Origin of the sequence: Pseudomonas sp. B2021 (genome assembly GCF_018135665.1) — a bacterium.
GTDB lineage: Bacteria > Pseudomonadota > Gammaproteobacteria > Pseudomonadales > Pseudomonadaceae > Aquipseudomonas > Aquipseudomonas lactis.
In genome coordinates this window covers 5,605,030-5,630,303 of the sequence record NZ_SMOF01000001.1, presented here as the reverse complement: position 1 = coordinate 5,630,303, position 25,274 = coordinate 5,605,030, and the positions used below count along the sequence as shown (strand labels likewise).

Genomic DNA, 25,274 nt, shown 5'->3' with positions numbered 1-25,274 from the left:
TGTGGGAGCTGGCTTGCCTGCGATAGCGGTGGGTCAGTAACCCATGCCTACGTTGACGTGCTGCAATCGCGGGCAAGCCCGCTCCCACATTTTCTTGCAGAGGCTTTGGCTTACCCACAATGCCTGTTGATCCGCCTGTGGATAAACTGTTCGCGGGTGTCCACAAGCCCGGCGTATCAAGCTCTGCAGCCCTCTGTACGAAAAACAACCAACCTAACTTACGGTTTTTCCTTGGGTTTTAACTGGATTAAAGCCCGCAGTTGCCCCCAAAGTCTGTTGGCGCTTTTGTGGATAAGATGTTCGCTATCCGCTACAGGCCTTATAAAACGTGGCCTGCGCTGGGTTGGTTGATAATTGATCAAAACCCGCATTTTCGCCTTCTAAACTGCTGGATATCCACTATTTATGAGGCTTTGACAGGCTTTTCCACAGCCCAGTCAAAGTTGCCCCCAAAGTCTGTTGGCGCATCTGTGGATAAGGTGTTCGCTTACCGCTGAAAGCCACGCAAAACAAGGCTATTGGAGGTTTGGTTAATAAATGAACAGCTTAAGATAAAACCCGCAAGTTTAAATAAGTCACGGATTTTCTTGATTTAATTTGCGTGCACAACGCACTTGCCCACAATTGCTGTGGGTGGCTTTGTGGATAAGTTGTTGGGTAAAGGCTGGAGGGCAGGGCGCTAGCGCTCTGCGAGAAGGGTGATCAAATTTTGATCACTGTGAGGTCGGTGTGGGAGCGGGCTTGCTCGCGAATACGGTGTGTCAGCCACTACATGTGCAAGCTGATACACCGCGTTCGCGAGCAAACCCGCTCCCACATTTTTATTCGTGTGCCGCCACACCTTTGAGATACGGCGCCGGCGCAGCACCCAGGTTGCTCAACATCCGCTCGCTGTACCAATCCACAAAATTCACCACGCCAAACTCATAGGTCTTGGAGTAAGGGCCAGGCTGGTAAGCGGTGGAGTTGATGCCACGCTGGTTCTCTTCGGCCAGGCGGCGGTCCTGGTCGTTGGTGGCGTCCCACACCTGGCGCATGCGCTCCACGTCGTAGTCCACGCCTTCCACGGCGTCCTTGTGCACGATCCACTTGGTGGTGACCATGGTTTCCTGGGCGCTGATCGGCCACACGGTGAACACAATGATGTGGTCGCCCATGCAGTGGTTCCAGGAGTGGGGCAGGTGCAGGATGCGCATCGAGCCCAGGTCCGGGTTCTTGATGCGGCCCATGAGCTTGGCGCAGCCTTGCTTGCCATCCAGGGTCATCGACACGGTGCCCTTGAGTAGCGGCATGCGCACGATGCGGTTACGCAGGCCGAAGCTGGCATGGGCGTAAGGGATCTTCTCGGCATCCCAGGCGGCAGCAGAAGCGGCCACGTGGTCCTTGAACGCCTGGTCGGCGCGCGGGTCGGTGACGTCGTCCCACTCCAGCAGGGTTTTCAGCAGTTCGGGGTGTGACGCGTTGCAGTGGTAGCACTCGCGGTTGTTTTCCAGCACCAGCTTCCAGTTGGCTTTTTCGAACAAGGTGGTCTGGATCGCCACCTTGGTGTTCTCCATGTCGTAGGGTTCCATGTAATGGTTGAGCGTCGACAGGAAGTCATCGATGGCCGGTGGGGTTTCGGCCAGGCTGATAAAGATGTAGCCGCCAGCGGTTTTCACGTTCACTGGCTTGAGGCCGTACTGCTTCATGTCGAAATCGGCGCCCATCTCGGTGCCGGCGAACAGCAGGCGGCCGTCCAGCTCGTAGGTCCACTGGTGGTAGTGGCAGACCAATTTGGCGACCTTGCCCTTGTCGCTGGTGCACAAGCGCGAGCCACGATGGCGGCAGACGTTGTGGAACGCATGCACCACGCCGTCGGCACCCCGGATCACGATGATCGGGTTCTTGCCCACTTGCAGGGTCAGGTAGTTGCCCTTGGTGGGGATTTCGCAGGTCATGCCGGCGATCAACCACTCTTTCTGGAAGATCTCCTGCATGTCGATATCGAACAGCCGCTCATCAGAGTAAAACGGCTGCGGCAGCGAAAAAGTGCGCTCGCGCTCTTGCAGCATTTGCGCGGTGGCCTTGCGTGCGGGTTCCAGCGGATCGCCCAAGCTTAAGGTTGCGGTGACGTCCATCGTGTGTGTCCTCATGGCCATTCTGTGTGGCCGGCGAATAGTGGCTACGGTTGGTGCTGTGCAAGGCGTAAAGAACGCGTCTTTGTTGGGAGCGAGTGTGGGCCCGGCGTCACGTCGGACCTTATCCATGGGCGACATGGCCCAATCTGATCCCGACGCGCAAGCCCCTGTCTTTTGGGGCTGGTCGCCGTAAGTATGTGAATGTCGCAGATAGGTAAATGGGTGGTTCTCGCGTTACGCAGAATCGCCACCATAAGGCCGACGTCGGCGGTGGAGAACAACATGTCCAATAATTTCCTGAATCCGGTAACCACCCAGACCTGGGCCAATGGTCGGCACATCGTCCGTTGCGTCAAAGTCATCCAGGAAACCTGGGATGTGCGCACCTTCTGCTTTATGGCTGACCAGCCGATCCTGTTCTTTTTCAAGCCGGGGCAATTTGTCACCCTGGAGCTGGAAATCGAAGGCCAGCCGATCATGCGCTCGTACACCATTTCCAGCTCACCGTCGGTGCCTTACAGCTTTTCGGTGACCATCAAGCGCGTACCGGGCGGTCGGGTTTCCAATTGGCTGCATGACACCCTGCACGAAGGCCAGGAGTTGGCGGTACACGGCCCGGTCGGGCTGTTCAACGCCATCGACTTCCCAAGCCCGAAAGTGCTGTACCTCAGCGGCGGCGTTGGGATCACGCCGGTCATGTCCATGGCGCGCTGGTTCTACGACACCAACGCCAACGTCGACATGACTTTTGTCCACAGCGCCCGCTCGCCCAAGGACATCATCTATCACCGCGAGCTGGAGCACATGGCGTCGCGGATCGACAACTTCAGCCTGCACCTGATTTGCGAAAAACACGGCCTGGGCGAACCCTGGGCCGGGTATCGCGGCTATCTGAACCACAAAATGCTGGAGCTGATGGTGCCGGACTTCCTTGAGCGCGAAGTGTTCTGCTGCGGCCCTACGCCGTACATGAGCGCGGTGAAGCGCTTGCTGGAGGCCGCCGGTTTCGACATGACCCGTTATCACGAGGAATCGTTTGGCGCGACGCCGCCCGAAGCCCGTGCCGATGCGGTGGAGCAGGCCGAGCAAGCGGCGGATGCGCCGGAGGTCGACCTGGCAGACCTGCATCAAGTGGAATTTATCGCGTCCGGCAAGAGCATTCGCGTGGCACCGGGAGAAACGGTGCACGCCGCGGCCGCCAAGCTCGGCCTGCTGATCCCCAAGGCCTGTGGCATGGGCATCTGTGGCACGTGCAAGGTGATGAAGCTGGGCGGCGAGGTCGAGATGGAGCACAACGGCGGGATTACCGAAGAGGACGAGGCCGAAGGCTACATCCTGTCGTGCTGCAGTGTGCCGAAGGGTGATGTGCGGATCGAGTTCTGATCTGCTCGTTCCCACGCTCTGCGTGGTAACACCTTCCAGGACGCTCCGCGTCCCGTCGCAAATGAAGGGTGACGCGGAGCGTCACGGGCTGCATTCCCACGCGGAGCGCGGGAACGATCTTCCCGGCAGAAGGCTACATGCTCGTTCCCACGCTCTGCGTGGTAACACCCTCCAGGACGCTCCGCGTCCCGTCGCAAATGAAGGGTGACGCGGAGCGTCACGGGCTGCATTCCCACGCGGAGCGCGGGAACGATCTTCCCGGCAGAAGGCTACATGCTCGTTCCCACGCTCTGCGTGGTAACGCCTTCCAGGACGCTCCGCGTCCCGTCGCAAATGAAGGGTGACGCGGATCTTCAGAGCCAAGGTTGGATGTCGATCAGGCCTGGCATACCTGCATAGTTGCGGGCGCTGGAGTAACGCCAGTGTTCAGCCAGGTCCACATAGCCTCGCTTTATGGGGTTGTGATGGATGTAATCAAGCTTCTGGCGCATGACTGCCTCGCTGTAAACCAATTCCGCATGTGAACCTTCCTGCCACAGTTGATAAACACGATCTGTCTTGTGTGCACGCTTGCAGAAACGCAGGCGCTGCAATACCCGCTCCGCGCCTTTGCTTTGCAGGTCGTCAATGATGGTGCGGGCGGTGAAGGATTTGAATTGGCTGACGCACTTTCCCAGATCGGGCGCTTGAGCAATAAAGTGCAAGTGATTTTCCAGGATGACGTAACCGAACAAGTTTAAAGCGTGGTTGCTTTGTTGATATCGCCAGCAATCCAGAAGATGGTCCACCAGGTAGTTGCGGGTGAAGAGGGGGAGCCATTCCATGACAGTGCAGGTGAGGAAGTGGGGTTTTTCGGGTTCGGTGATGACATAGCGGCTTCTGCCCACGTGTTCATCCTTGATTTCGGGTGGGTGCGGAGCGTCCGAGGAGGCATTCCCACGCGGAGCGCAGGAGCGATCATGATTCAGCGTCGCGTCGCAGGCCATGAATCTGCGACGCGGCGCTTAGGCGTTAACAGTTATTGGGCGTAGATATGGACAACGAAGTGCTGGCCTGAGTTTGTCAATTCGTAGGCTTTGTCGTAGATGGTCAACGTCCGTGATGGCTCTTGAATGGTGTCCCCGATTTTGGCGTGTTTCCTGAACTCGTCCCAGTCTATGACCGTGGTGCTAGTGCTGCCGCCGCTTTGCAGTGTGTTGCCATTGCTTTGATATTCCATGAGAAACCTCTCCATTGATGTGCCTTTGCGGCCGATTATTCGGCTGGCGGTGAAACCCGAAAGGTGGCAGTTATCGCTGCGTTTTCCTTGCGGGTAACAAGAGGCTAGACAATGAAAGCGAGCTACGTAGCGGTCAGAAATATCAAAAAACAGTCTCGGCAATCGGCCAGTACCAACTGGCCGAATTCGTACGTTAAGCGTTCATTACTTCCCGAATATCGGCAGCCAATTCCCTTACACGCTCTTCCTCGGTATCCCACGCACACATGAAACGCGCACCGCCTTTGCCGATGAAGGTGTAGAAGCGCCAGCCCTTGGCGGTCAGCGCTGCAATCGCGGGCTCCGAGAGTTGCAGGAATACGCCGTTGGCCTGTACCGGGAACATCAATTCCACGCCGGGAATATCTGCCACTAGGCTGCTGAGCAGTTGTGCACAGTGGTTGGCATGACGTGCATGTTTGAGCCAGGCGTCGTTTTCCAGCAGGCCCACCCACGGGGCCGAGAGGAAGCGCATTTTCGAGGCCAACTGGCCGGCCTGTTTGCAGCGGTAGTCAAAGTCTTCAGCCAGTTTGTGATTGAAGAACAGGATGGCTTCACCCACGGCCATGCCGTTTTTGGTGCCGCCAAAGCACAGCACGTCCACGCCGGCTTTCCAGGTCAGGTCGGCCGGTGAGCAACCCAGGAATGCACAGGCATTGGCGAAGCGTGCGCCGTCCATGTGCAGGTTCAGGCCCAGCTCTTTACAGGTAGCGCTGATGGCGCGGATTTCTTCCGGGGTGTACACGCTGCCGACTTCGGTGGCCTGGGTCAGGGTGACTACGCGGGGTTTGGGGTAGTGGATGTCCTGGCGCTTGAGGGCGATCTCGCGGATCGATTCCGGGGTCAGCTTGCCGTTTTCGGTGCGGGCAACCAGCAGTTTGGAGCCGTTGGAGAAAAACTCCGGCGCGCCGCATTCGTCGGTCTCGACGTGGGCGGTTTCCGAGCAAATCACGCTATGGTAGCTCTGGCACAACGAGGACAGCGCCAGGGAGTTGGCGGCCGTACCGTTGAAAGCGAAGAACACCTCGCAGTCGGTCTCGAACAGATTGCGGAAACCGTCGGCGGCGCGGTGGGTCCATTCATCATCGCCGTAGGCGCGCTGATGGCCCTGGTTGGCTTGTTCCATGGCGGCCCAGGCTTCCGGGCAGATGCCGGAATAGTTGTCACTGGCGAATTGTTGGCTCTTGTCGGTCATGGCCCGTTCCTGTGGTCGATGTTGGTGCGCACTTTACCCAAGATTGCCGGGGGCGCGCACGCACTGTAAATGCAAAGTCGTTGGGGAATTATGCACGGTACTCACACCCTGCCTGTCGGACCTGTCCGAGATGGCGCTTTGGATCTGCTCAAGTGGCTGGCGCTGCTGAGTATGGTGCTTGATCACCTGCGCTATGTGGGGCTGAGCCTGGATGGGCTATACGTGCCGGGGCGCCTGGCGTTTCCATGGTTCTGCCTGGCGATTGCGGCCAATTTGCATCGCGTCCGTTACGCCCCGGTGACCGGCCATTGGCGCTACTTGGGTTGGTTGCTGCTGTTCAGCGTGATCAGCGAAGTGCCTTATCGGATGTTTATCGAAGATGCTGATACCTTGAACGTGTTGCCGACCCTGGCGCTGGGCCTGCTGGTTGCCCGAGGTTGGCAGCAAAAGGCGTTGGTTGATCGAGGATTGGCGCTGATCGCCGCTACAATGGCAGCCGTGTTTTCACAGCATTTGATGTTCGGTTTCTTTGGTGTATTGCTGCCACTGGCGTTATTGCTGGTGTTTCGACGGCCCTGGTATTTCAGCGTGCTGCCGGGTTTGGTCTGCGTCGCCGCCAATCAGTGGCAGATTCTGCTCAATAGCGGCACGCTTGTGGCGCTGTTGGGGTTGGCTACATGTCTGAGTGCGCCGCTGGCTGGGTTGGTCTTATTGCGACACGGCAAAAACGCCAAACCCCCGGCCATGCGACGCTGGGCCTATGCCCTGTATCCCATGCATTTTCTTCTGTTGCTACTCGTTCGCAAACTCATCGCCTAACCCCTGTGGGAGCTGGCTTGCCTGCGATGCAGACACCTCGGTCTGCCCGTTGCACCGCAGCGATGCGATCGCAGGCAAGCCAGCTCCCACACAAGCTTTTGCACATTCTTCAGCCCATGTCGTAAACGCACCTTTGCGTGGCGTGCGCAGGCATTTGGCCCGCACGCGCCAGCCCTACCATCGCATCAAAGGGCCCTGCGAGGGCCTCAACAATACGAAAGGCTGGGAGAGACGCGATGTTCAGCAAACAAGACCAGATTCAGGGATATGACGACGCACTGCTGGCGGCGATGAATGCCGAGGAGCAGCGCCAGGAAGATCATATCGAGCTGATCGCGTCGGAGAACTACACCAGCAAGCGCGTGATGGAAGCTCAAGGCAGCGGTCTCACCAACAAGTACGCCGAAGGCTACCCGGGCAAGCGCTACTATGGTGGCTGCGAGCATGTGGACAAGGTCGAAGCCCTGGCCATCGAACGCGCCAAGCAGCTGTTCGGCGCCGATTACGCCAACGTGCAGCCGCACTCCGGTTCCTCGGCCAACAGCGCCGTGTACCTGGCGCTGATCAATGCCGGCGACACCATCCTGGGCATGAGCCTGGCCCACGGCGGTCACCTGACCCACGGCGCTAAAGTGTCGTCCTCGGGCAAGCTGTACAACGCGGTGCAATACGGCATCAACACCGACACCGGCTTGATCGACTACGACGAAGTCGAGCGCCTGGCGGTCGAGCATAAGCCGAAGATGGTGGTGGCGGGTTTCTCGGCCTACTCCAAAACCCTGGATTTCCCACGCTTTCGTCAGATCGCCGACAAAGTAGGCGCGCTGTTGTTCGTCGACATGGCCCACGTTGCCGGCCTGGTCGCCGCCGGCCTGTACCCCAACCCGCTGCCTTATGCCGACGTGGTCACCACCACCACCCACAAGACCCTGCGCGGTCCACGGGGCGGCCTGATTCTGGCCAAGGCCAACGAAGAAATCGAAAAGAAACTCAACGCTGCGGTATTCCCCGGCGCCCAGGGCGGCCCGCTGATGCACGTGATCGCCGGCAAGGCCGTGTGCTTCAAGGAAGCGCTGGAGCCCGGCTTCAAGGCGTACCAGCAGCAAGTGATCGATAACGCCCAGGCCATGGCCGAAGTGTTCATCAAGCGTGGCTACGATGTGGTCTCCGGCGGCACCGACAACCACCTGTTCCTGGTCAGCCTGATCCGCCAAGGCCTCACCGGCAAAGAGGCGGATGCCGCTCTGGGTCGCGCCCACATCACCGTCAACAAAAATGCGGTGCCCAATGACCCGCAGTCGCCGTTCGTGACCTCGGGCCTGCGCATCGGTACCCCGGCGGTGACCACCCGTGGCTTCAAAGTGCCGCAGTGCGTCGAGCTGGCCGGCTGGATCTGCGACATCCTCGACAACCTCGGTGACGCCGATGTCGAGGCCAACGTGGCCAAGCACGTGTCTGCCCTGTGCGCTGATTTCCCGGTTTATCGCTGAGCGCGGTTTTGGAGTAATGACTATGCAACGCTACTCAGGCTTCGGCCTCTTCAAGCACTCCCTCAGCCATCACGAAAACTGGCAGAAGATGTGGCGCACGCCGACCCCTAAAAAGGTCTACGACGTGGTCATCGTCGGCGGTGGCGGGCATGGCCTGGCGACCGCCTACTACCTGGCCAAGGAGCACGGCATCACCAACGTGGCCGTGGTCGAAAAAGGCTGGCTGGGCGGCGGTAACACCGCGCGCAACACCACCATCGTGCGTTCCAACTACCTGTGGGACGAGTCGGCGCACCTGTACGAACATGCAATGAAACTCTGGGAAGGCCTGTCCCAGGACCTGAACTACAACGTGATGTTCTCCCAGCGTGGCGTGTACAACCTGTGCCACACCCTGCAGGACATCCGTGATTCCGAACGTCGTGTGAGCGCCAACCGCCTCAACGGCGTGGACGGCGAACTGCTGAATGCCCAGCAAGTGGCCGACGAAATCCCGTATTTGGATTGCTCGAAGAACACCCGTTACCCCGTACTCGGCGCCACCGTGCAACGGCGCGGCGGCGTGGCCCGTCACGATGCCGTGGCCTGGGGTTTTGCCCGTGCCGCCGATGCCTTGGGCGTGGACTTGATCCAGCAGACCGAGGTGATCGGTTTTCGCAAGGAAAACGGCGTGTGCATCGGTGTGGAAACCAACAAGGGCTTTATCGGCGCCAAGCGCGTCGGTGTGGTCACAGCCGGTAACTCCGGGCACATGGCCTCGCTGGCGGGCTTTCGCCTGCCGATCGAATCCCACCCGCTGCAAGCCCTGGTGTCGGAGCCGATCAAGCCGATTATCGACAGCGTGATCATGTCCAACGCCGTGCACGGTTACATCAGCCAGTCCGACAAGGGCGACCTGGTGATCGGCGCCGGTATCGACGGCTACAACGGCTACGGCCAGCGTGGCTCGTACCCGGTGATCGAGCACACCATCCAGGCCATCGTCGAGATGTTCCCGGTGCTGTCGCGGGTGCGCATGAACCGCCAGTGGGGCGGCATCGTCGACACCACGCCGGATGCCTGCCCGATCATCTCCAAGACCCCGGTACCGAACATGTTCTTCAACTGCGGTTGGGGCACGGGCGGCTTCAAGGCCACTCCAGGCTCAGGCAACGTGTTTGCCGCCAGCCTGGCCAAGGGTGAAATGCACCCGCTGGCCGCACCTTTTTCCATCGACCGTTTCCACAACGGTGCGTTGATCGACGAACACGGCGCTGCGGCCGTCGCCCACTAACAGGAGAAATTCCCTATGTTGCATATCTTCTGTCCTCACTGTGGCGAACTGCGCTCCGAAGAGGAATTCCACGCGTCCGGCCAAGCGCACATCCCGCGCCCGCTGGACCCGAATGCCTGCACCGACGAGCAGTGGGGCGACTACATGTTCTTTCGCGATAACCCGCGCGGCCTGCACCACGAACTGTGGATCCACGCCGCCGGTTGCCGCCAGTATTTCAACGCCACCCGCGACACCGTCACCTACGAAATTCTTGAAACCTACAAGATCGGTGAGAAGCCTCAGTTCACCGCCAAGGCCTCTGGAGAGAAGGTATGAGCCAGATCAATCGCCTGTCCAACGGTGGCCGCATCGACCGTAATAAAGTCCTGACGTTTACGTTCAACGGTCAGAGCTACAAAGGCTTTGAAGGCGACACCCTGGCCGCAGCCCTGCTGGCCAACGGCGTCGACATCATTGGCCGCAGCTTCAAGTACTCGCGCCCACGGGGCATCTTTGCCGCAGGCGCCGAAGAGCCGAACGCGGTGCTGCAGATCGGCGCCACCGAAGCCACGCAGATCCCCAACGTGCGCGCCACCCAACAGGCGCTCTACCAGGGCTTGGTCGCCACCAGCACCAACGGCTGGCCGAGCGTGAACAACGACATGATGGGCATTCTCGGCAAGGTCGGCGGCAAGCTGATGCCGCCGGGCTTCTACTACAAAACCTTCATGTACCCACAATCGTTCTGGATGACCTACGAGAAGTACATCCGCAAGGCGGCGGGCCTTGGTCGCTCGCCCACCGAGAACGACCCGGACACCTACGACAACTTCAACCGTCATTGCGACGTGCTGGTGGTGGGCGCAGGCCCTGCGGGCCTCGCGGCTGCGCTGGCCGCTGCGCGCAGCGGTGCTCGGGTGATCATCGCCGACGAGCAGGAAGAGTTCGGTGGCTCGCTGCTCGACTCCCGTGAAAGCCTCGACGGCAAGCCGGCCACTGAATGGGTCGCCAGCGTCATTGCCGAATTGAAAGCCCTGCCGGACGTGGTGCTGCTGCCCCGCGCCACCGTCAACGGCTACCACGACCATAACTTCCTGACCATTCACGAACGCCTGACCGACCACCTGGGTGACCGTGCGCCGATTGGCGTGGTGCGTCAGCGTATCCACCGCGTACGTGCCAAGCGTGTGGTGCTGGCCACCGGTGCGTGCGAGCGTCCGCTGGTGTACGGCAACAACGATGTGCCGGGCAATATGCTCGCAGGTGCGGTGTCTACCTACGTGCGTCGTTATGGCGTGGCACCGGGTAAAAAACTGCTGCTGTCGACCAACAATGACCATGCCTATCGCGTAGCGCTGGATTGGTTCGATGCGGGCCTCACCGTTGTCGCGGTGGCCGATGCGCGCCACAACCCACGCGGTGCACTGGTGGAAGAAGCTCGTGCCAAAGGTATTCGCATCCTCACCGGCAGCGCCGTGATCGAAGCCCGTGGCAGTAAGCACGTCACTGGCGCCCGCGTAGCGGCCATTGATGTTAAAGCGCATAAAGTCACCAGCCCCGGCGAGTGGCTGGACTGCGACCTGGTCGCCAGCTCCGGCGGTTACAGCCCGGTGGTGCACCTGGCCTCGCACCTGGGCGGCAAGCCGACCTGGCGTGAAGATATCCTCGGGTTTGTACCGGGCGAAGCACCGCAAAAGCGCGTGTGCGTCGGTGGCATCAACGGCGTCTACGGCCTTGGCGATTCCCTCGCCGATGGCTTTGAAGGTGGTGTGCGTGCGGCCAGCGAAGCCGGTTTTGCCCCGGTTGAAGGCACGCTGCCAAAAGCCTTGAGCCGTCTTGAAGAGCCAACCCTGGCACTGTTCCAGGTGCCCCACGAAAAAGCCACTGCACGGGCGCCCAAGCAATTTGTCGACCTGCAAAACGACGTGACCGCCGCCGCCATCGAACTGGCCACCCGCGAAGGTTTCGAGTCGGTGGAGCACGTCAAACGCTACACCGCGCTGGGCTTCGGCACTGACCAGGGCAAGCTGGGTAACGTCAACGGCCTGGCCATCGCCGCCCGTTCGTTGAACGTGACCATCCCGCAGATGGGCACCACCATGTTCCGTCCCAACTACACGCCGGTGACGTTCGGCGCCGTAGCGGGCCGTCACTGTGGGCATATCTTCGAGCCGGTACGCTACACCGCCCTGCAGGCCTGGCACGTGAAGAACGGCGCCGAGTTTGAAGACGTCGGTCAGTGGAAACGCCCGTGGTATTTCCCGCGCAACGGTGAAGACCTGCACGCCGCGGTGAAGCGCGAATGCCTGGCGGTGCGTGACAGCGTCGGCCTGCTGGACGCCTCCACCCTCGGCAAGATCGACATTCAAGGCCCGGATGCCCGCGAGTTCCTCAACCGTATCTACAGCAACGCCTGGACCAAGCTCGACGTGGGCAAGGCGCGCTACGGCCTGATGTGCAAGGAAGATGGCATGGTCTTCGACGACGGCGTGACTGCCTGTCTGGCCGACAACCACTTCCTGATGACCACCACCACTGGCGGCGCCGCCCGCGTGTTGCAGTGGCTGGAAATCTACCAACAGACCGAATGGCCGGACCTCAAGGTGTACTTCACCTCGGTCACCGACCATTGGGCAACCATGACCTTGTCGGGCCCCAACAGCCGCAAGCTGCTGGCGGAAGTCACCGACATCGACCTGGACAAGGACGGCTTCCCGTTCATGACCTGGAAGGAAGGCCTGGTGGGCGGCGTGCCGGCGCGGGTGTTCCGTATCTCGTTTACCGGTGAGCTGTCGTACGAAGTCAACGTGCAGGCCGACTACGCCATGGGCGTGCTGGAAAAAATCGTCGAGGCCGGCAAAAAGTACAACCTGACCCCGTACGGCACCGAGACCATGCACGTCCTGCGCGCCGAGAAGGGCTTCATCATCGTCGGGCAAGACACCGACGGTTCGATGACCCCGGACGACCTGAACATGGGCTGGTGCGTCGGCCGTACCAAGCCGTTCTCGTGGATCGGCTGGCGCGGGATGAACCGTGAAGACTGCGTGCGTGAAGAACGCAAGCAGTTGGTGGGGCTCAAGCCGATTGACCCGAACGTGTGGCTGCCGGAAGGCGCGCAGTTGGTGTTCGATCCGAAGCAGACGATTCCGATGAAGATGGTGGGTCACGTTACCTCAAGTTATGCGCATAACTCCCTGGGCTATTCGTTTGCCATGGGTGTGGTGAAGGGCGGCTTGAAGCGCATCGGCGAGCGGGTGTTCTCGCCGCAAGCGGATGGCAGCGTGATCGAGGCCGAGATTGTGTCTTCGGTGTTCTTTGACCCCAAAGGTGATCGGCAGAACGTCTGACACCTGATCGTTCCCACGCTCTGCGTGGGAATGCATTCCGGGGCGCTCTGCGCCCCAAGGGCGGACGCAGAGCGTCCATGGCGGCATTCCCACGCAGAGCGTGGGAACGATCAACAGAATTCAGAACAGGTGCTTTATGACAGCAGCCAATGTTTACCAACAACGCCCCACTACCGGTGCCAAGGCCGAGTCGTCGCTGCACCATGCCGACCTCGCCAGCCTGGTCGGCAAGGGCCGCAAGAATGCCGGCGTGACCGTGCGTGAAAAGAAACTCCTCGGCCACCTGACTATCCGTGGCGATGGCCACGACGCCGCCTTCGCCGCTGGCGTACACAAGGCCGTCGGTATCGAACTGCCCGGCCCGCTGAGCGTGGTCTTCAAAGGTGAAACCAGCCTTCAGTGGCTCGGCCCGGATGAGTGGCTGTTGATTGTGCCGAGCGGTGAGGAGTTTGCTGCCGAGCAAAACCTGCGCGCCGCCCTGGGCGACCTGCATATCCAGATCGTCAACGTCAGCGGTGGTCAGCAGATTCTTGAGTTGAGCGGCCCTAACGTGCGCGATGTGCTGATGAAGTCCACCAGCTACGACGTGCACCCCAACAACTTCCCGGTGGGCAAGGCCGTGGGTACGGTGTTCGCCAAGTCGCAACTGGTGATCCGTCATACTGCTGAAGACACTTGGGAACTGTTGATCCGTCGCAGCTTCTCGGATTACTGGTGGTTGTGGTTGCAGGATGCCTCGGCCGAATTCGGTTTGAGCGTTCAAGCCTGAGGAATCGCCCATGAGCCGCGCACCCGATACATGGATTTTGACCGCCGACTGCCCCAGCGTGCTCGGCACGGTGGACGCGGTCACCCGCTACCTGTTCGAACAGGGCTGCTACGTCACCGAGCACCATTCGTTTGATGACCGCCTCTCGGGTCGGTTTTTCATTCGTGTTGAGTTCCGGCAGCCTGACGGCTTTGACGAGCAGGCGTTCCGCGACGGCTTGGCGAGCCGTGGTGAAGCTTTTGGCATGATCTTCGAACTGACGGCCCCGAACTACCGGCCCAAAGTGGTGATCATGGTCTCCAAGGCCGATCACTGCCTCAACGACCTGCTGTACCGCCAGCGCATCGGCCAGTTGTCGATGGATGTGGTCGCGGTGGTGTCCAACCACCCTGATCTGAAGCCGTTGGCCGACTGGCACCAGATTCCCTACTACCATTTCCCCCTGGACCCCAACGACAAACCGTCCCAGGAGCGCCAGGTGTGGCAAGTGGTGGAAGACACCGGCGCCGAATTGGTGATCCTTGCGCGCTACATGCAAGTGCTGTCACCAGAGCTGTGCCGCAAGCTGGACGGCAAGGCCATCAACATTCACCACTCGTTGCTGCCGGGCTTCAAGGGCGCCAAGCCGTATCACCAGGCGTACAACAAGGGCGTGAAACTGGTGGGCGCCACGGCGCATTACATCAACAACGATCTGGATGAAGGGCCGATCATCGCCCAAGGCGTGGAGGTGGTGGATCACAGCCACTATCCCGAGGACTTGATTGCCAAGGGCCGGGATATCGAAGGGCTCACGTTGGCGCGGGCGGTGGGGTATCACATTGAGCGGCGGGTGTTTTTGAACGCCAATCGCACCGTCGTTCTTTAGATCGCTATCGCAGGCAAGCCAGCTCCCACAGTGGAACGGGTTCACACCCCCAGAATGTGGGAGCTGGCTTGCCTGCGATGAGGCCCTTACAAGCAACACAAGAAACAGCATCTGTACCCGAGCACTCAATGCGCTGCCCATCCAAGCGGCAACGCAGTTCCATAAAAACAACAGCGAGGTGAAAGCATGTCTGGTAATCGTGGTGTCGTGTATCTCGGCAACGGCAAGGTCGAAGTACAGAAAATCGACTATCCCAAAATGCAGGACCCCCGTGGCAGGAAGATTGAGCACGGCGTCATCCTGCGCGTGGTCTCCACCAACATCTGCGGCTCCGACCAACACATGGTGCGTGGCCGCACCACGGCCCAGACCGGCCTGGTGCTGGGGCATGAAATCACCGGTGAAGTGATCGAGAAGGGCAGCGACGTCGAGAACCTGAAAATCGGTGACCTGGTGTCCGTGCCGTTCAACGTCGCGTGCGGCCGCTGCCGTTCGTGTAAGGAACAACACACCGGCGTCTGCCTGACCGTCAACCCGGCCCGTGCCGGTGGTGCCTACGGCTACGTGGACATGGGCGACTGGACCGGCGGCCAGGCCGAGTACGTGCTGGTGCCGTATGCCGACTTCAACCTGCTGAAACTGCCGGATCGCGACAAGGCCATGGAGAAGATCCGTGACCTGACCTGCCTCTCTGACATCCTGCCCACCGGCTATCACGGCGCCGTCACGGCCGGCGTCGGCCCAGGCAGCACCGTGTACATCGCTGGCGCCGGCCCGGTGGGCCTGGCTGCTGCGGCCTCCGCTCGTTTGCTGGGTGCAGCGGTGGTGATCATCGGTGACGTCAACTCAATCCGCCTGGCGCACGCCAAGGCCCAGGGTTTTGAAGTGGTCGACCTGTCCACCGACACCCCGCTGCACGAACAGATTGCCGCGTTGCTCGGCGAGCCGGAAGTGGACTGCGCCGTTGACTGCGTGGGCTTTGAAGCGCGCGGCCACGGCCACGATGGCGTCAAGGCCGAAGCCCCGGCCACGGTGCTCAACTCGCTGATGGGCGTGGTACGCGTGGCGGGTAAGATCGGTATCCCAGGTCTGTACGTGACCGAAGACCCAGGTGCGGTCGATGCAGCCGCGAAAATGGGCAGCCTGAGCATTCGCTTCGGCTTGGGTTGGGCCAAATCCCACAGCTTCCACACCGGGCAGACGCCAGTGATGAAATACAACCGCCAACTGATGCAGGCGATCATGTGGGACCGTATCAACATTGCCGAGATCGTCGGCGTGCAGGTGATCAGCCTGGATGACGCGCCACGCGGGTATGGCGAGTTCGATGCGGGTGTGCCGAAGAAGTTTGTGATTGATCCGCATAGTTTGTTTAGTGCAGCTTGAGTTCAAGATAAAAGGGCGGCCAACGGCCGCCCTGCTGCATTATTTGAAAGCTAGGACTTTCATAGTGAGGTAACGCGCGTTTAGCGGCTTTGAATTCTCCACGCGACAACCCACGCTGAGAGGTCTGGTAGTCGTATTTATTTAAAAGAGCAACTTGTATGGGTGCAGTACTTGTTGATCGTGCCGGCTGTATTAGTGGTGGTTTCATTTTCCCAAGTGCCAGCATCCGGTTTAGGTAGCTCGCCGACGCGTTTGACCAGTCGGATTCGAGCGTCATCTCCCGCGCCAACATAATCGCATCTGATGTAGGCGACAGTTGTGCCCGGACTTTCTGTTTCATTGGGATCCTCCGATCCCTCTGTGCTTGAAATTACCCGTTGCGCCAGTGTGACCCTGTCAAAGTGTAGCCCTGCATTCAGGTAAGACTTCTCAGCGTCGGGTGCGCCGGGCTGATTGGAGCCTTTCCAATTACCAAACTGGTATTTGTAGGTTCCGTTGTCCAAAGAACCAGTGACCTGACTGAGATCTGGACAGCTTTCCGCCGACGCGTAAGTGGCTCCAAATAACGCAGCCAGCGATATAAAACCTGACAGGCAGAACATGCTCAGAGAAGGCTGTTTTTTGAATGTTGAGGGGTTCATCCTTGTTTGCTCCAGTGCTTGAAGGAGTCTCCATCATCAATATTTAATTTGATATGAGCTACTGTGAATGTTGACAGGTTTTTAGATTCATTTTTTATACGGTCTATAATCAAATTGAATAAGTATTCAAAATGTCTGATCGTGTGATGGGCGATTTACAGGTGACGTTGGAGCGGGCAAGCCCGCTCCGACAGTTTGAACCGAGTTTGCGCAGCCGATGATTAGCGAGTGGCCAGTGCCCCTTGATACACCGTAGGCCCGGTTGGCTGCTTACTCACTGAACCACCTTTGGTTTCAGAACTTACCATCAACTCCACCGGTTGTTTGATCGTCTCCTGCTGGCGGGGGTTCAGGCCAATGATGCCTTTGCCATCCTCCGGTAACAGGCCAAGTGACACCGGTGCGCCATCTTTAGGGATCGCCCAGAGTTCAAGGCTTTGGTCCGGTGCTGGCGCCGTGGAGGCAATCGGTTCTACTTCCAGGTAATCCTTGTGGGCCATGATCTGTGCGGCTGGCTGCTGGGTCGTGGTCACCAATGTCGCCGCGGATTTGACGCTGTCCTGGGTGTAGAGCGCGCCGCCGATACCGGCAACCACCACCACGCAGGCGCCGATGAACAGGCGAGGGCGGCTCCAGAACGCAGGCTTGTGCTCAATCACTGGGGGTTGGATCGCAGTCATAAGTCTCTTCTCGACAAATTCTATAGTCAGTTCATGGACCCGCTTATCCTCGATGGGTTCCTGAGGGGCTTTGGAACAACCGACGGGATACCCAGTCCAACGCCTGCTTTACCCCTATATCCAGAGGTTGTTTCGATGAAGATTTCACGCGGTTTTGCCCTGTCCTGCCTGTTGACCGTGGCCGCCGGCCCGGTATTCGCCGCAGGTTTCAGCCTTGGCGATGCAGCCAACGCCATTTCCGGCATGCAGGGTGGCAACAACAAGGCCGCTGCCGCCGCGCCCACGTCGCAGACGGCCGACCTGCTGACGGCCTTGACCTCGCAACTGAACATCACCCCCGAGCAAGCGGTGGGCGGCACGGGCGCTATGCTGGGCCTGGCCAAGAACAAATTGAGCGGCAATGACTTCTCGCAGCTGAGTAACAGTGTGCCGGGCCTCGACAAGCTGTCGGGTAATAACGCATTGGGCAGCCTCGGTGCCTTGAGCGGGATGCTCGGCCAAACCGGCGGCAGCAAGACCAGCGGCCTGGACGGCCTGTTGGGCAACGTGAAAAGCACCAATGACTTGAACACCGCCTTCAGCGCCTTGGGCATGGACAGCGGCATGGTCGGTCAGTTTGCCCCGGTGATCCTGAAATACCTCGGCGGCGAGGGCGCCAGCAGCTCCGTACTGGGTAAATTGGCTCAGGCTTGGGGCACCGGCAGCTAAGGCTCCTCGCGCAGTTGCTCGATGCGCGCATCCTTTTCCATCCAGAGCTGGTTGACCCAGTTCTGGACGGTCTGGCGAAAGGCCGGATCATTCTCGTAATCCCCTTGCCACAACGCCGAGCCCAGCTCGCGGGTGCGGATATCCACGATCACCTTCGGCACCGCGCCGCTGATCAAGTCCCAGAACCCCGGAATCTTTTGCTGCGGGTACACCACGGTCACGTCGAGGATCGCGTCCAACTGTTCGCCCATCGCCGCCAGCACAAAGGCCACACCGCCCGCCTTGGGCTTGAGCAACCGGTTATACGGTGAAGCCTGTTGCGTGCGCTTGGCCTCGTTGAACCGCGTGCCCTCCAGGTAATTGACCACGGTGACCGGCTGGCGTTTGAACAGCTCGCACGCTTGCTTTGTGATCTTCAAATCCTGCCCCGCCAGCTCCGGGTGCTTGGCCAGGAACGCCTTGGTGTAGCGCTTCATGAAGGGGTAATCCAGCGCCCACCAGGCCAGGCCGAGGAAGGGCACCCAGATCAGTTCTTTTTTCAGGAAGAACTTGAAGAACGGTGTGCGCCGGTTCAATGCCTGGATGAGTGCGGGAATGTCGACCCAGGATTGGTGGTTGCTGATCACCAGGTAAGAGGTATCGCCGCGCAGGTCCTCGCCACCGCGAATATCCCATTGGGTGGGGATGCACGCGGCGAAGATCAGCTTGTCGATCTCGGCCCAGGTCTCGGCGATCCACATCACCGCCCATGAGGCATAGTCACGCGAGCGCCCTGGCGCCACCAGCTTGAGCAGGGCGAAGACCATCAAGGGGCCGATCAGGATCAGCGTGTTGAGTAACAGCAGCAGTGTAACCAGACAGCCGGTGAGCAGGCGGCGCATAAGCAACTCTTGGAATTCTGTGGGCGGGCCATGATAAGCAAGGTGAGTCTAGAGGCCAAATCGCAAAATGCCCGACGAATGTTTCACACTGTGCGCGATATGCTCGGTCATCCAACTAAGTGCTGTGTTTGCGGTCTAGACTCCGCCCACTTCTTTCGAGGAAATCCTGCCGTGAAATTACTCCTTGCCGCGTTCGCCCTGGTTGCCGTACCTGTCATGGCGGCCGAGCCGACCCTTTACGGTCGCTATGAATACATCCAGTTGCCGGAGATCGGCCAGACCTTCAAGGCCAAGATGGACACCGGCGCACTGACCGCCTCGCTGTCGGCGCGTGACATCGAAACCTTCAAGCGCGACGGCGATGACTGGGTGCGCTTCCGCCTCGGCGGTGAAGACGCGGGCAACAAAGTGTATGAGCACAAGGTGTCGCGCATCAGCAAGATCAAGAGCCGCGCCGACGAAGATGATGACAAGGACGAAGCCAGCGTGGCCGAGCGCCCGGTGATCGACCTGGAAATGTGCCTGGGCGACGTCAAGCGCACCGTCGAGGTCAACCTCACCGACCGCAGCAGCTTCAACTACCCGCTGCTGATCGGCGCCAAGGCCCTGCGTGAATTTGGCGCTGCAGTTAACCCGGCGCGTCGTTACACTGCCGACAAACCGGACTGCTGATTGAACCCATGCCGCACATCCTGATTGTCGAAGACGAAGCGGCAATAGCCGACACGCTGATCTTTGCCCTGCAAGGCGAAGGCTTCACCACTACCTGGCTGACGCTCGGCCAGGCCGCGCTGGAACATCAGCGCCAGACCCCGGCCGACCTGGTCATCCTCGACATCGGCCTGCCGGACATCACTGGCTTTGAAACCTGCAAACAATTGCGCCGGTTCAGCGAAGTGCCGGTGATGTTCCTCAGTGCCCGGGATGCCGAGATCGACCGGGTGGTGGGGCTGGAGATCGGCGCCGACGATTATGTGGTCAAGCCTTTCAGCCCACGGGAAGTGGCGGCGCGGGTCAGGGCGATTCTCAAGCGGGTCGGCCCGGGTGTGGCGCCAACCCTGTTCCAAGTGGATCTGGAGCGCATGCAGATTCTCTATCGCGGCCAACCCTTGAGCCTCACGCGTCATGAGTTCCGCCTGCTGCAAAGCCTGCTGGAACAACCCGAGCGCGTGTTCAGCCGCGAACAATTGCTGGACGCGGTGGGCGTACCCTTTGATGCCGGTTACGAGCGCAATATCGACAGCCATATCAAAAGCCTGCGCAGCAAGCTTCGGAGTGTGGCGGCGGACGCCGAGCCGATCCAGACCCATCGTGGCCTTGGCTATAGCTACAGCCCGAGCCACAGCTGATGCGCCTGGGGCTGCGGATTTTCCTGGTGTATGCGCTGTTTATCGGCCTGACCGGCTACTTCGTGCTCAACACCGTGATGAAGGAAGTCCGCCCCGGCGTGCGCCAGTCCACCGAAGAAACCCTGGTGGACACCGCTAACCTGTTGGCCGAGATCCTGCGCGAGGACGTGAAGAACGGCACCCTTGGCCAGAGTCATTGGCCAGCGCTGCTCAAGGCCTATGGCAACCGTCAACCGGGTGCGGTGATCTGGGGGCTGCCGAAAAACCAGGTCAACCATCGCATCTACGTGACTGACGCCAAGGGCAGGGTATTGCTCGACTCCAGCGGTGAAGCGGTGGGCCAGGACTATTCGAAATGGAACGACGTGTACCTGACCCTGCGTGGCGAATACGGCGCGCGCTCCACCCGCAGCGATGTGGACGACCCGACTTCATCAGTGATGCACGTGGGGGCGCCGATTCGCGATAACGGCCAGATCATCGGCGTGGTCACCGTGGCCAAGCCCAACAGCTCGTTGCAACCCTACGTGGATCGCACCGAGCGGCGCCTGCTGTGGTACGGCGCCGGGCTGGTCACCCTGGGGCTGCTGCTGGGCGCGCTATTGTCGTGGTGGCTGACGGTGGCCCTCAGACGCCTTACCGCCTATGCCGAAGCCGTGAGCGAGGGCCGCCGCGCCGAGTTGCCGCATTATCGCGGCGGCGAGCTCAAGCAGTTATCCACCGCCGTGGAACACATGCGCACGCAGCTGGAAGGCAAGGCTTACGTAGAGCGCTACGTGCATACCCTGACCCATGAATTGAAAAGCCCGTTGGCGGCGATTCGCGGCGCGGCGGAGTTGTTGCAGGGCGATATGAGCCGCGAGCAGCAGCAGCGGTTTGTCGGCAATATCGACAGCGAAAGCGCGCGCCTGCAGCAGCTGATCGAACGCCTGTTGAACCTGGCCCAGGTGGAGCAGCGCCAGGGTCTGGAAGAGCAGTCGAGCATTCCTTTGGCCGCGCTGGTTGAGGATGTGCTCAAGGCTCAATGTGCGCGGATCGAAGGCGCCGGCTTGCACGTCGAGCAGGCCATCGCCGCCGATCTGCGGGTGTTTGGCGAACCCTTCCTGCTGCGCCAGGCTTTGGGTAACCTGCTGGACAATGCCCTGGATTTCACCCCGCCCGGCGGCACGCTGAGGTTCAGCGCCCAGGTGCGGCATCACGAGGTGCAGGTCAGCCTGTTCAACCAGGCCGAGGCGATTCCCGATTACGCCTTGCCGCGCCTGAGCGAGCGCTTCTACTCGCTGCCGCGCCCGGCCAGTGGGCGCAAAAGTACGGGCCTGGGGCTCAACTTTGTCGAAGAAGTGATGAAGCTGCACGGCGGCACCCTGCAGATCGGCAATGTGCCAGGCGGCGTGCAAGCGGTGCTGCATCTCCACACAGTCTCCACATTGCCCACATAAATCCCCCATACCGGCTGGGCAGACTCTCCCCATCAAAACAGGGAGAGACCCATGAACCGCAACCTGCTTTTCAAATTGGGCGCGATTGCGCTGCTGATCCTGCTGTTGCTGATTCCATTGTTGATGATCAACGGCATCATCAGCGACCGTCAGCAACTGCGCGACGGCGTATTGATGGACATTGCCAGAAGCTCAAGCTTTGCCCAGCGCCTCACCGGGCCGGTGATGGTGGTGCCGTATCGCAAGACCGTGCGTGAGTGGAAGCTCAATGAAAAGCTCAACAAGCGCTACGAAGAAACCCGTGAAGAACGCGGACGTCTGTATTTCCTGCCGGACCGTTTTGAACTCGACGGCAAGGTGCAAACCGAACTGCGCTCGCGGGGGATCTACCAGGCGCGGTTGTTCCATGCCGACAACCGTATCAGCGGGCGTTTCGAGCTGCCTGCGCAGTTGGGGATCACCGAAGACTTTGCCGATTACCGCTTTGAACCGGCGTTTCTGGCGGTGGGCATCAGTGATATTCGCGGCATTGAAAACGCGCTGAAGCTGGAACTGGGTGAGCAGCGGCTGGAGTTCTCGCCGGGTTCCCAAGTCGATTGGCTGGGCGAGGGTGTGCATGTGACGTTGCCCGAGCAAGACAGCAAGAAACCCGCCGTGGTGGAGTTCGCCTTCGACCTGCGCCTGCAAGGCACCGAGCAACTGCAAGTGGTGCCCGTGGGCAAGACCAGCCAGGTGTCACTGGCGTCCAACTGGCCGCACCCGAGCTTTATCGGCAACTTCCTGCCGGCTCAACGTGAGGTCACCGACCAGGGTTTCAGCGCCAATTGGCAGACGACATTCTTCTCCACCAATCTGGAACAAGCCCTGCAGAACTGCCTGGACGGGCAAGGCTGTGAAAACTTCAGCAACCGCAGCTTTGGCGTGAACTTCATCGACCCGGTAGACCAGTACCTCAAGAGCGACCGGGCGATTAAATATGCGCTGTTGTTTATCGCGCTGACCTTTGCTGGCTTCTTCCTGTTCGAGGTGCTCAAGAGTTTGGCGGTGCACCCGATCCAGTACGCTTTGGTGGGCGTCGCGCTGGCGTTCTTCTACCTGCTGCTGTTGTCCTTGTCCGAGCATCTGGGCTTTGCCCTGGCCTACCTGATATCCGCCAGCGCCTGTGTGGTGTTGATCGGCTTCTACGTGTGCCATGTGCTGCGCAGCGTTGCCCACGGCCTGGGGTTTTCGGCCGGACTGGCGGCGTTGTATGGCTTGCTGTACGGGTTGCTCAGTGCCGAGGATTACGCGCTGTTGATGGGCTCGCTGTTGCTGTTTGGCCTGTTGGGCACAGTGATGGTGCTGACACGCAAGCTGGATTGGTACGGCGTGGGTAAACGCAAGGTGGAGCAAGGGCAATGATCGGACTGCGCGAAGACCAGCAGATGAAGGCGAAGATGGTCAACTTCCTCAATCACACCGCCTCACACTGTAGGAGCGAGCTTGCTCGCGAAGAACGCCAAGACACCACGTTTAACCAGACTACCCGCGTTATCGTTGACGATTTTCGCGAGCAAGCTCGCTCCTACAGGGGCGGCTGAGTCTGCTGCATCGAAGGCCGCAGGCTGACCTCGGCGTACCAGGCGGCAAGCTTGGGGTTGTCCGAGCGCCACTGCATATCCGGATGACGAAAGTCGATATAACCCAGTGCACAGGCCACACTGATGGTGGCGATGTCGAAGTGGCTGGCCAGTTCGGCAATGGCGTCTCGCTCCAGCTCGGCGAGGGCGCGGCGGATCTTGTTGCGCTGTTCTTCCAGCCAGGGCGCCCAGTGTTTTTCTGGCGGGCGCATGGCGGTCTCGTAACGCACCAGCACGGCGGCATCCATGATGCCGTCAGCCATCGAGGCCAGGGTCAGGCGCCGCCAGCGGGCCGAGCCGTCGCGGGGGATCAGCGGGTTGCCGACATGCTGGTGGTCGAAGTAATCGAGGATCACCCGGCTGTCGTGCAATACCGAACCGTCGGCCAGGCGCAGGGCCGGGATCTTGCCGGTGGGGTTGCCTTGCACCACATCGGCGTCCGGGGTGATGGGCGTGGGCATGCAAGCGTGCAGGGCCACGCGGTCCTGTTGGCCGGTCTCGATCAGCAGCACGCGGACTTTGCGCACGAAGGGTGACGCTGGGTTGTGGAACAAGGTCATGCTGGGCGCGGACATGGGCATTCCTCGAGGTGAATTGTGGCTAGCCTAGAGGGTTGTGCGGTGCCTGGCGAGGGGGCCACGTTGTTTTTGCGGCCTCATCGCAGGCAAGCCAGCTCCCACATTGGACGGCGTTCACAGGTCAAAATGTGGGAGCTGGCTTGCCTGCGATAGCGACCTCAGCCGCGCCGCTTAACCAACCCCCATACACCCATCATTGCCGGTATCCCGAGCCCGATCCAACTCAACGAATCCCACCACCCATCCCCCAGCAGCGCCGCAAACAACCCGGCGGCACTGAGCAGGCCAATCCCCAGTGGTATGGCAAACACCTTCCAGAAATTCGACTGCCGCGGCTTCATACCTTGGCCGCCTTGCGCCGCACGACCCATAAGTAAATGCCGCTGACCAGCACGATGATGGTCAACACATCCAGCACCGCCCACAGGACTTTCATCGGCATGCCGCCGTAATCACCAAAATGCAGGGGTTGGGACATGCCCATGGCGTCCATGTACCACGGCCGTTCGGCGATGGCAGTGACGGCCAGGGTGCTGGCGTCGATCAGGACCGGTGTCAGCAAATGGGAGGTCAGGTGCGTGCTGCCTTTCATGAACACAGCGTAGTGATGTTCGCTGGAGAAGCGTGTGCCGGGGAAGGCGATAAAGTCTGGCTCCATACCCGGTACGGCCTTGGCGGCAATGCTCAACAGCTCGGTGGCGGTTGCGCGCTGGGTCAGCGGCGGGGCGTTCTTGTAGGGTTCGATCATGGCGCTGAGGCTGTCCTCGCGCCACGCCGCGATGATCAGGTCGGCGCAGGCGCTGATCACGCCAGTCACACCCACCACCAGCGCCCAGGTCAGGGTGACCACGCCGATCAGGTTGTGCAGGTCGAGCCAGCGCAGGCGGGTGGACTTATCCTGGCGCACCGTGGCGAACTTCAAGCGGCGCATGAACGGCAGGTACAACACCGTGCCCGAGATAATCGCCAGTACAAACAGAAGGCCCATGAACGCCAGCAGCAACTTGCCCGGCAGCCCGGCAAACATATCCACATGCAGGCGCAGCAGGAACAGGGTGAAGCCCCCATTGGCAGACGGCATTTCGACGGTTTCGCCAGTGCGGGCATCGAGCATGAAGGTGTGCGACGAGTTCGGCTCCGTGCCGGCGGTGGCCGCCATGATCGCGATCACGCCGTTGTTGTCGTCTTCGTCCCAGGCCAGGTACTGCATGGCCTCGCCGGGGCGATGGGCCTGGGCTTTGGCTACAAGCTGCTCGAGGTTGAGCCGGGGCGTATCGGCAGGCATCTGCGCCAGTTCGGGCTCATTGCCCAGCAGGTGGTCTATCTCGTGGTGAAACACCAACGGCAGGCCGGTAAGGGCGAGCAGTAGCAGGAATACGGTGCAGATCAGGCTGGTCCAGGTGTGGATGAAGGACCAGCGGCGGATGGTTTTGCTTTTCATTGTCTAGCCTTCAGATGCACCAAAGCCGCCCGGTGGGGCGGCCTGGCT

At 60.3% G+C, this 25,274-nt stretch carries 24 protein-coding genes and 1 pseudogene; 14 read left to right on the top strand and 11 right to left on the bottom strand.

What is annotated here, in order from left to right:
* Positions 1-821 precede the first annotated feature (821 nt).
* Positions 822-2,117, bottom strand: coding sequence for a glycine-betaine demethylase subunit GbcA (gene gbcA / locus E1K68_RS25480; RefSeq protein WP_034133938.1), 1,296 nt, complete (start codon positions 2,115-2,117; stop codon positions 822-824).
* A 282-nt stretch (positions 2,118-2,399) separates the two neighbouring features.
* On the opposite strand from gbcA, the gene gbcB reads away from it, so the two are divergent.
* The gene (gene gbcB / locus E1K68_RS25475) at positions 2,400-3,500 is read left to right on the top strand and encodes a glycine-betaine demethylase subunit GbcB (RefSeq protein WP_003234447.1); all 1,101 of its coding nucleotides are present in this window, start codon (positions 2,400-2,402) and stop codon (positions 3,498-3,500) included.
* 353 nt (positions 3,501-3,853) lie between these two features.
* Here gbcB and E1K68_RS25470 read toward each other — a convergent pair whose 3' ends face one another.
* From E1K68_RS25470 to E1K68_RS25460, 3 genes are all read right to left on the bottom strand, one after another.
* Positions 3,854-4,387, bottom strand: coding sequence for a hypothetical protein (locus tag E1K68_RS25470; RefSeq protein ID WP_003194866.1), 534 nt, complete (start codon positions 4,385-4,387; stop codon positions 3,854-3,856).
* A 131-nt stretch (positions 4,388-4,518) separates the two neighbouring features.
* On the bottom strand, positions 4,519-4,719 hold the full coding sequence (locus tag E1K68_RS25465; RefSeq protein ID WP_003194864.1) for a hypothetical protein: 201 nt from the start codon (positions 4,717-4,719) through the stop codon (positions 4,519-4,521).
* 193 nt (positions 4,720-4,912) lie between these two features.
* On the bottom strand, positions 4,913-5,953 hold the full coding sequence (locus E1K68_RS25460) for a low specificity L-threonine aldolase (protein ID WP_003194862.1): 1,041 nt from the start codon (positions 5,951-5,953) through the stop codon (positions 4,913-4,915).
* A gap of 90 nt (positions 5,954-6,043) precedes the next feature.
* On the opposite strand from E1K68_RS25460, the gene E1K68_RS25455 reads away from it, so the two are divergent.
* The 8 genes from E1K68_RS25455 to fdhA all read left to right on the top strand — a co-directional run bounded on the left by E1K68_RS25455 (position 6,044) and on the right by fdhA (position 15,890).
* Positions 6,044-6,772, top strand: a complete 729-nt coding sequence (locus E1K68_RS25455; protein WP_003194860.1) for a TraX family protein — start codon at positions 6,044-6,046, stop codon at positions 6,770-6,772.
* 236 nt (positions 6,773-7,008) lie between these two features.
* Entirely contained in the window at positions 7,009-8,262 is a 1,254-nt protein-coding gene (gene glyA, locus E1K68_RS25450; protein WP_003194857.1) for a serine hydroxymethyltransferase, read from the top strand.
* A gap of 22 nt (positions 8,263-8,284) precedes the next feature.
* Positions 8,285-9,535 carry a sarcosine oxidase subunit beta gene (locus E1K68_RS25445; protein WP_003176546.1) on the top strand — a complete coding sequence of 417 codons (1,251 nt, stop codon included), beginning with the start codon at positions 8,285-8,287 and terminating at the stop codon, positions 9,533-9,535.
* Between the two features lie 15 nt (positions 9,536-9,550).
* Positions 9,551-9,853: a sarcosine oxidase subunit delta gene (locus E1K68_RS25440; RefSeq protein WP_003194855.1), complete on the top strand. Its 303-nt coding sequence runs from the start codon at positions 9,551-9,553 to the stop codon at positions 9,851-9,853.
* The gene (locus E1K68_RS25435) at positions 9,850-12,867 is read left to right on the top strand and encodes a sarcosine oxidase subunit alpha (protein ID WP_192002872.1); all 3,018 of its coding nucleotides are present in this window, start codon (positions 9,850-9,852) and stop codon (positions 12,865-12,867) included. The genes E1K68_RS25440 and E1K68_RS25435 overlap by 4 nt, the downstream gene beginning before the upstream one ends.
* Before the next feature lie 136 nt (positions 12,868-13,003).
* Positions 13,004-13,636, top strand: a complete 633-nt coding sequence (gene soxG, locus E1K68_RS25430; RefSeq protein ID WP_003194852.1) for a sarcosine oxidase subunit gamma family protein — start codon at positions 13,004-13,006, stop codon at positions 13,634-13,636.
* Between the two features lie 10 nt (positions 13,637-13,646).
* Positions 13,647-14,504 (top strand): formyltetrahydrofolate deformylase, encoded by an 858-nt coding sequence (gene purU, locus E1K68_RS25425; protein WP_057702207.1) that lies wholly within the window; start codon positions 13,647-13,649, stop codon positions 14,502-14,504.
* Between the two features lie 186 nt (positions 14,505-14,690).
* On the top strand, positions 14,691-15,890 hold the full coding sequence (gene fdhA, locus E1K68_RS25420; protein ID WP_003194849.1) for a formaldehyde dehydrogenase, glutathione-independent: 1,200 nt from the start codon (positions 14,691-14,693) through the stop codon (positions 15,888-15,890).
* 137 nt (positions 15,891-16,027) lie between these two features.
* Here the strand turns inward: fdhA and E1K68_RS25415 are convergent, their stop codons facing one another.
* Positions 16,028-16,531: a hypothetical protein gene (locus E1K68_RS25415; RefSeq protein WP_144020179.1), complete on the bottom strand. Its 504-nt coding sequence runs from the start codon at positions 16,529-16,531 to the stop codon at positions 16,028-16,030.
* 221 nt (positions 16,532-16,752) lie between these two features.
* Complete coding sequence (locus tag E1K68_RS25410; protein WP_003194846.1) at positions 16,753-17,211, bottom strand: anti-sigma factor; 459 nt, start codon at positions 17,209-17,211, stop codon at positions 16,753-16,755.
* 135 nt (positions 17,212-17,346) lie between these two features.
* On the opposite strand from E1K68_RS25410, the gene E1K68_RS25405 reads away from it, so the two are divergent.
* Positions 17,347-17,919 (top strand): DUF2780 domain-containing protein, encoded by a 573-nt coding sequence (locus tag E1K68_RS25405; RefSeq protein WP_003194844.1) that lies wholly within the window; start codon positions 17,347-17,349, stop codon positions 17,917-17,919.
* Here the strand turns inward: E1K68_RS25405 and E1K68_RS25400 are convergent.
* On the bottom strand, positions 17,916-18,800 hold the full coding sequence (locus tag E1K68_RS25400) for an acyltransferase (RefSeq protein WP_212614804.1): 885 nt from the start codon (positions 18,798-18,800) through the stop codon (positions 17,916-17,918). The two genes, E1K68_RS25405 and E1K68_RS25400, sit on opposite strands and share 4 nt — an antisense overlap.
* Before the next feature lie 171 nt (positions 18,801-18,971).
* Here E1K68_RS25400 and E1K68_RS25395 point away from each other — a divergent pair, with 171 nt between their 5' ends.
* Genes E1K68_RS25395 through creD form a run of 4 tightly spaced genes read left to right on the top strand, consistent with a single transcriptional unit; the run spans position 18,972 to position 22,989 of the window.
* Positions 18,972-19,472: an ATP-dependent zinc protease gene (locus E1K68_RS25395; protein ID WP_212614803.1), complete on the top strand. Its 501-nt coding sequence runs from the start codon at positions 18,972-18,974 to the stop codon at positions 19,470-19,472.
* A gap of 8 nt (positions 19,473-19,480) precedes the next feature.
* Positions 19,481-20,149, top strand: a complete 669-nt coding sequence (creB, locus tag E1K68_RS25390; protein ID WP_003194839.1) for a two-component system response regulator CreB — start codon at positions 19,481-19,483, stop codon at positions 20,147-20,149.
* On the top strand, positions 20,149-21,588 hold the full coding sequence (creC, locus tag E1K68_RS25385) for a two-component system sensor histidine kinase CreC (protein WP_212614802.1): 1,440 nt from the start codon (positions 20,149-20,151) through the stop codon (positions 21,586-21,588). Before creB ends, creC begins: the two co-directional genes overlap by 1 nt.
* Positions 21,589-21,639: 51 nt before the next feature.
* A complete protein-coding gene (creD, locus tag E1K68_RS25380) occupies positions 21,640-22,989 on the top strand; it encodes a cell envelope integrity protein CreD (RefSeq protein ID WP_034133932.1) in 1,350 nt (449 codons plus the stop codon).
* A 65-nt stretch (positions 22,990-23,054) separates the two neighbouring features.
* Here the strand turns inward: creD and E1K68_RS27985 are convergent.
* The 4 genes and pseudogenes from E1K68_RS27985 to E1K68_RS25360 all read right to left on the bottom strand — a co-directional run.
* A pseudogene (locus E1K68_RS27985) lies at positions 23,055-23,144 on the bottom strand (outer membrane lipoprotein carrier protein LolA); the annotation flags it as partial.
* An 8-nt stretch (positions 23,145-23,152) separates the two neighbouring features.
* Positions 23,153-23,782, bottom strand: coding sequence for a glutathione S-transferase family protein (locus tag E1K68_RS25370; RefSeq protein WP_094773880.1), 630 nt, complete (start codon positions 23,780-23,782; stop codon positions 23,153-23,155).
* A gap of 161 nt (positions 23,783-23,943) precedes the next feature.
* The gene (locus E1K68_RS25365) at positions 23,944-24,126 is read right to left on the bottom strand and encodes a hypothetical protein (RefSeq protein ID WP_003194833.1); all 183 of its coding nucleotides are present in this window, start codon (positions 24,124-24,126) and stop codon (positions 23,944-23,946) included.
* Positions 24,123-25,226 (bottom strand): PepSY-associated TM helix domain-containing protein, encoded by a 1,104-nt coding sequence (locus tag E1K68_RS25360; protein WP_212614801.1) that lies wholly within the window; start codon positions 25,224-25,226, stop codon positions 24,123-24,125. Before E1K68_RS25360 ends, E1K68_RS25365 begins: the two co-directional genes overlap by 4 nt.
* Between the last annotated feature and the right edge of the window lie 48 nt (positions 25,227-25,274).

Coding starts and splice junctions, on each gene's coding strand:
- soxG (WP_003194852.1), top strand. CDS start 13,004: ATGACAGCAGCCAATGTTTACCAACAACGCCCCACTACCGGTGCCAAG.
- E1K68_RS25455 (WP_003194860.1), top strand. CDS start 6,044: ATGCACGGTACTCACACCCTGCCTGTCGGACCTGTCCGAGATGGCGCT.
- creB (WP_003194839.1), top strand. CDS start 19,481: ATGCCGCACATCCTGATTGTCGAAGACGAAGCGGCAATAGCCGACACG.
- purU (WP_057702207.1), top strand. CDS start 13,647: ATGAGCCGCGCACCCGATACATGGATTTTGACCGCCGACTGCCCCAGC.
- E1K68_RS25410 (WP_003194846.1), bottom strand. CDS start 17,211: ATGACTGCGATCCAACCCCCAGTGATTGAGCACAAGCCTGCGTTCTGG.
- E1K68_RS25460 (WP_003194862.1), bottom strand. CDS start 5,953: ATGACCGACAAGAGCCAACAATTCGCCAGTGACAACTATTCCGGCATC.
- creC (WP_212614802.1), top strand. CDS start 20,149: ATGCGCCTGGGGCTGCGGATTTTCCTGGTGTATGCGCTGTTTATCGGC.
- E1K68_RS25400 (WP_212614804.1), bottom strand. CDS start 18,800: ATGCGCCGCCTGCTCACCGGCTGTCTGGTTACACTGCTGCTGTTACTC.
- glyA (WP_003194857.1), top strand. CDS start 7,009: ATGTTCAGCAAACAAGACCAGATTCAGGGATATGACGACGCACTGCTG.
- E1K68_RS25360 (WP_212614801.1), bottom strand. CDS start 25,226: ATGAAAAGCAAAACCATCCGCCGCTGGTCCTTCATCCACACCTGGACC.
- E1K68_RS25365 (WP_003194833.1), bottom strand. CDS start 24,126: ATGAAGCCGCGGCAGTCGAATTTCTGGAAGGTGTTTGCCATACCACTG.
- creD (WP_034133932.1), top strand. CDS start 21,640: ATGAACCGCAACCTGCTTTTCAAATTGGGCGCGATTGCGCTGCTGATC.
- gbcA (WP_034133938.1), bottom strand. CDS start 2,117: ATGGACGTCACCGCAACCTTAAGCTTGGGCGATCCGCTGGAACCCGCA.
- E1K68_RS25370 (WP_094773880.1), bottom strand. CDS start 23,782: ATGTCCGCGCCCAGCATGACCTTGTTCCACAACCCAGCGTCACCCTTC.
- E1K68_RS25435 (WP_192002872.1), top strand. CDS start 9,850: ATGAGCCAGATCAATCGCCTGTCCAACGGTGGCCGCATCGACCGTAAT.
- fdhA (WP_003194849.1), top strand. CDS start 14,691: ATGTCTGGTAATCGTGGTGTCGTGTATCTCGGCAACGGCAAGGTCGAA.
- E1K68_RS25415 (WP_144020179.1), bottom strand. CDS start 16,531: ATGAACCCCTCAACATTCAAAAAACAGCCTTCTCTGAGCATGTTCTGC.
- E1K68_RS25440 (WP_003194855.1), top strand. CDS start 9,551: ATGTTGCATATCTTCTGTCCTCACTGTGGCGAACTGCGCTCCGAAGAG.
- E1K68_RS25465 (WP_003194864.1), bottom strand. CDS start 4,719: ATGGAATATCAAAGCAATGGCAACACACTGCAAAGCGGCGGCAGCACT.
- gbcB (WP_003234447.1), top strand. CDS start 2,400: ATGTCCAATAATTTCCTGAATCCGGTAACCACCCAGACCTGGGCCAAT.
- E1K68_RS25445 (WP_003176546.1), top strand. CDS start 8,285: ATGCAACGCTACTCAGGCTTCGGCCTCTTCAAGCACTCCCTCAGCCAT.
- E1K68_RS25405 (WP_003194844.1), top strand. CDS start 17,347: ATGAAGATTTCACGCGGTTTTGCCCTGTCCTGCCTGTTGACCGTGGCC.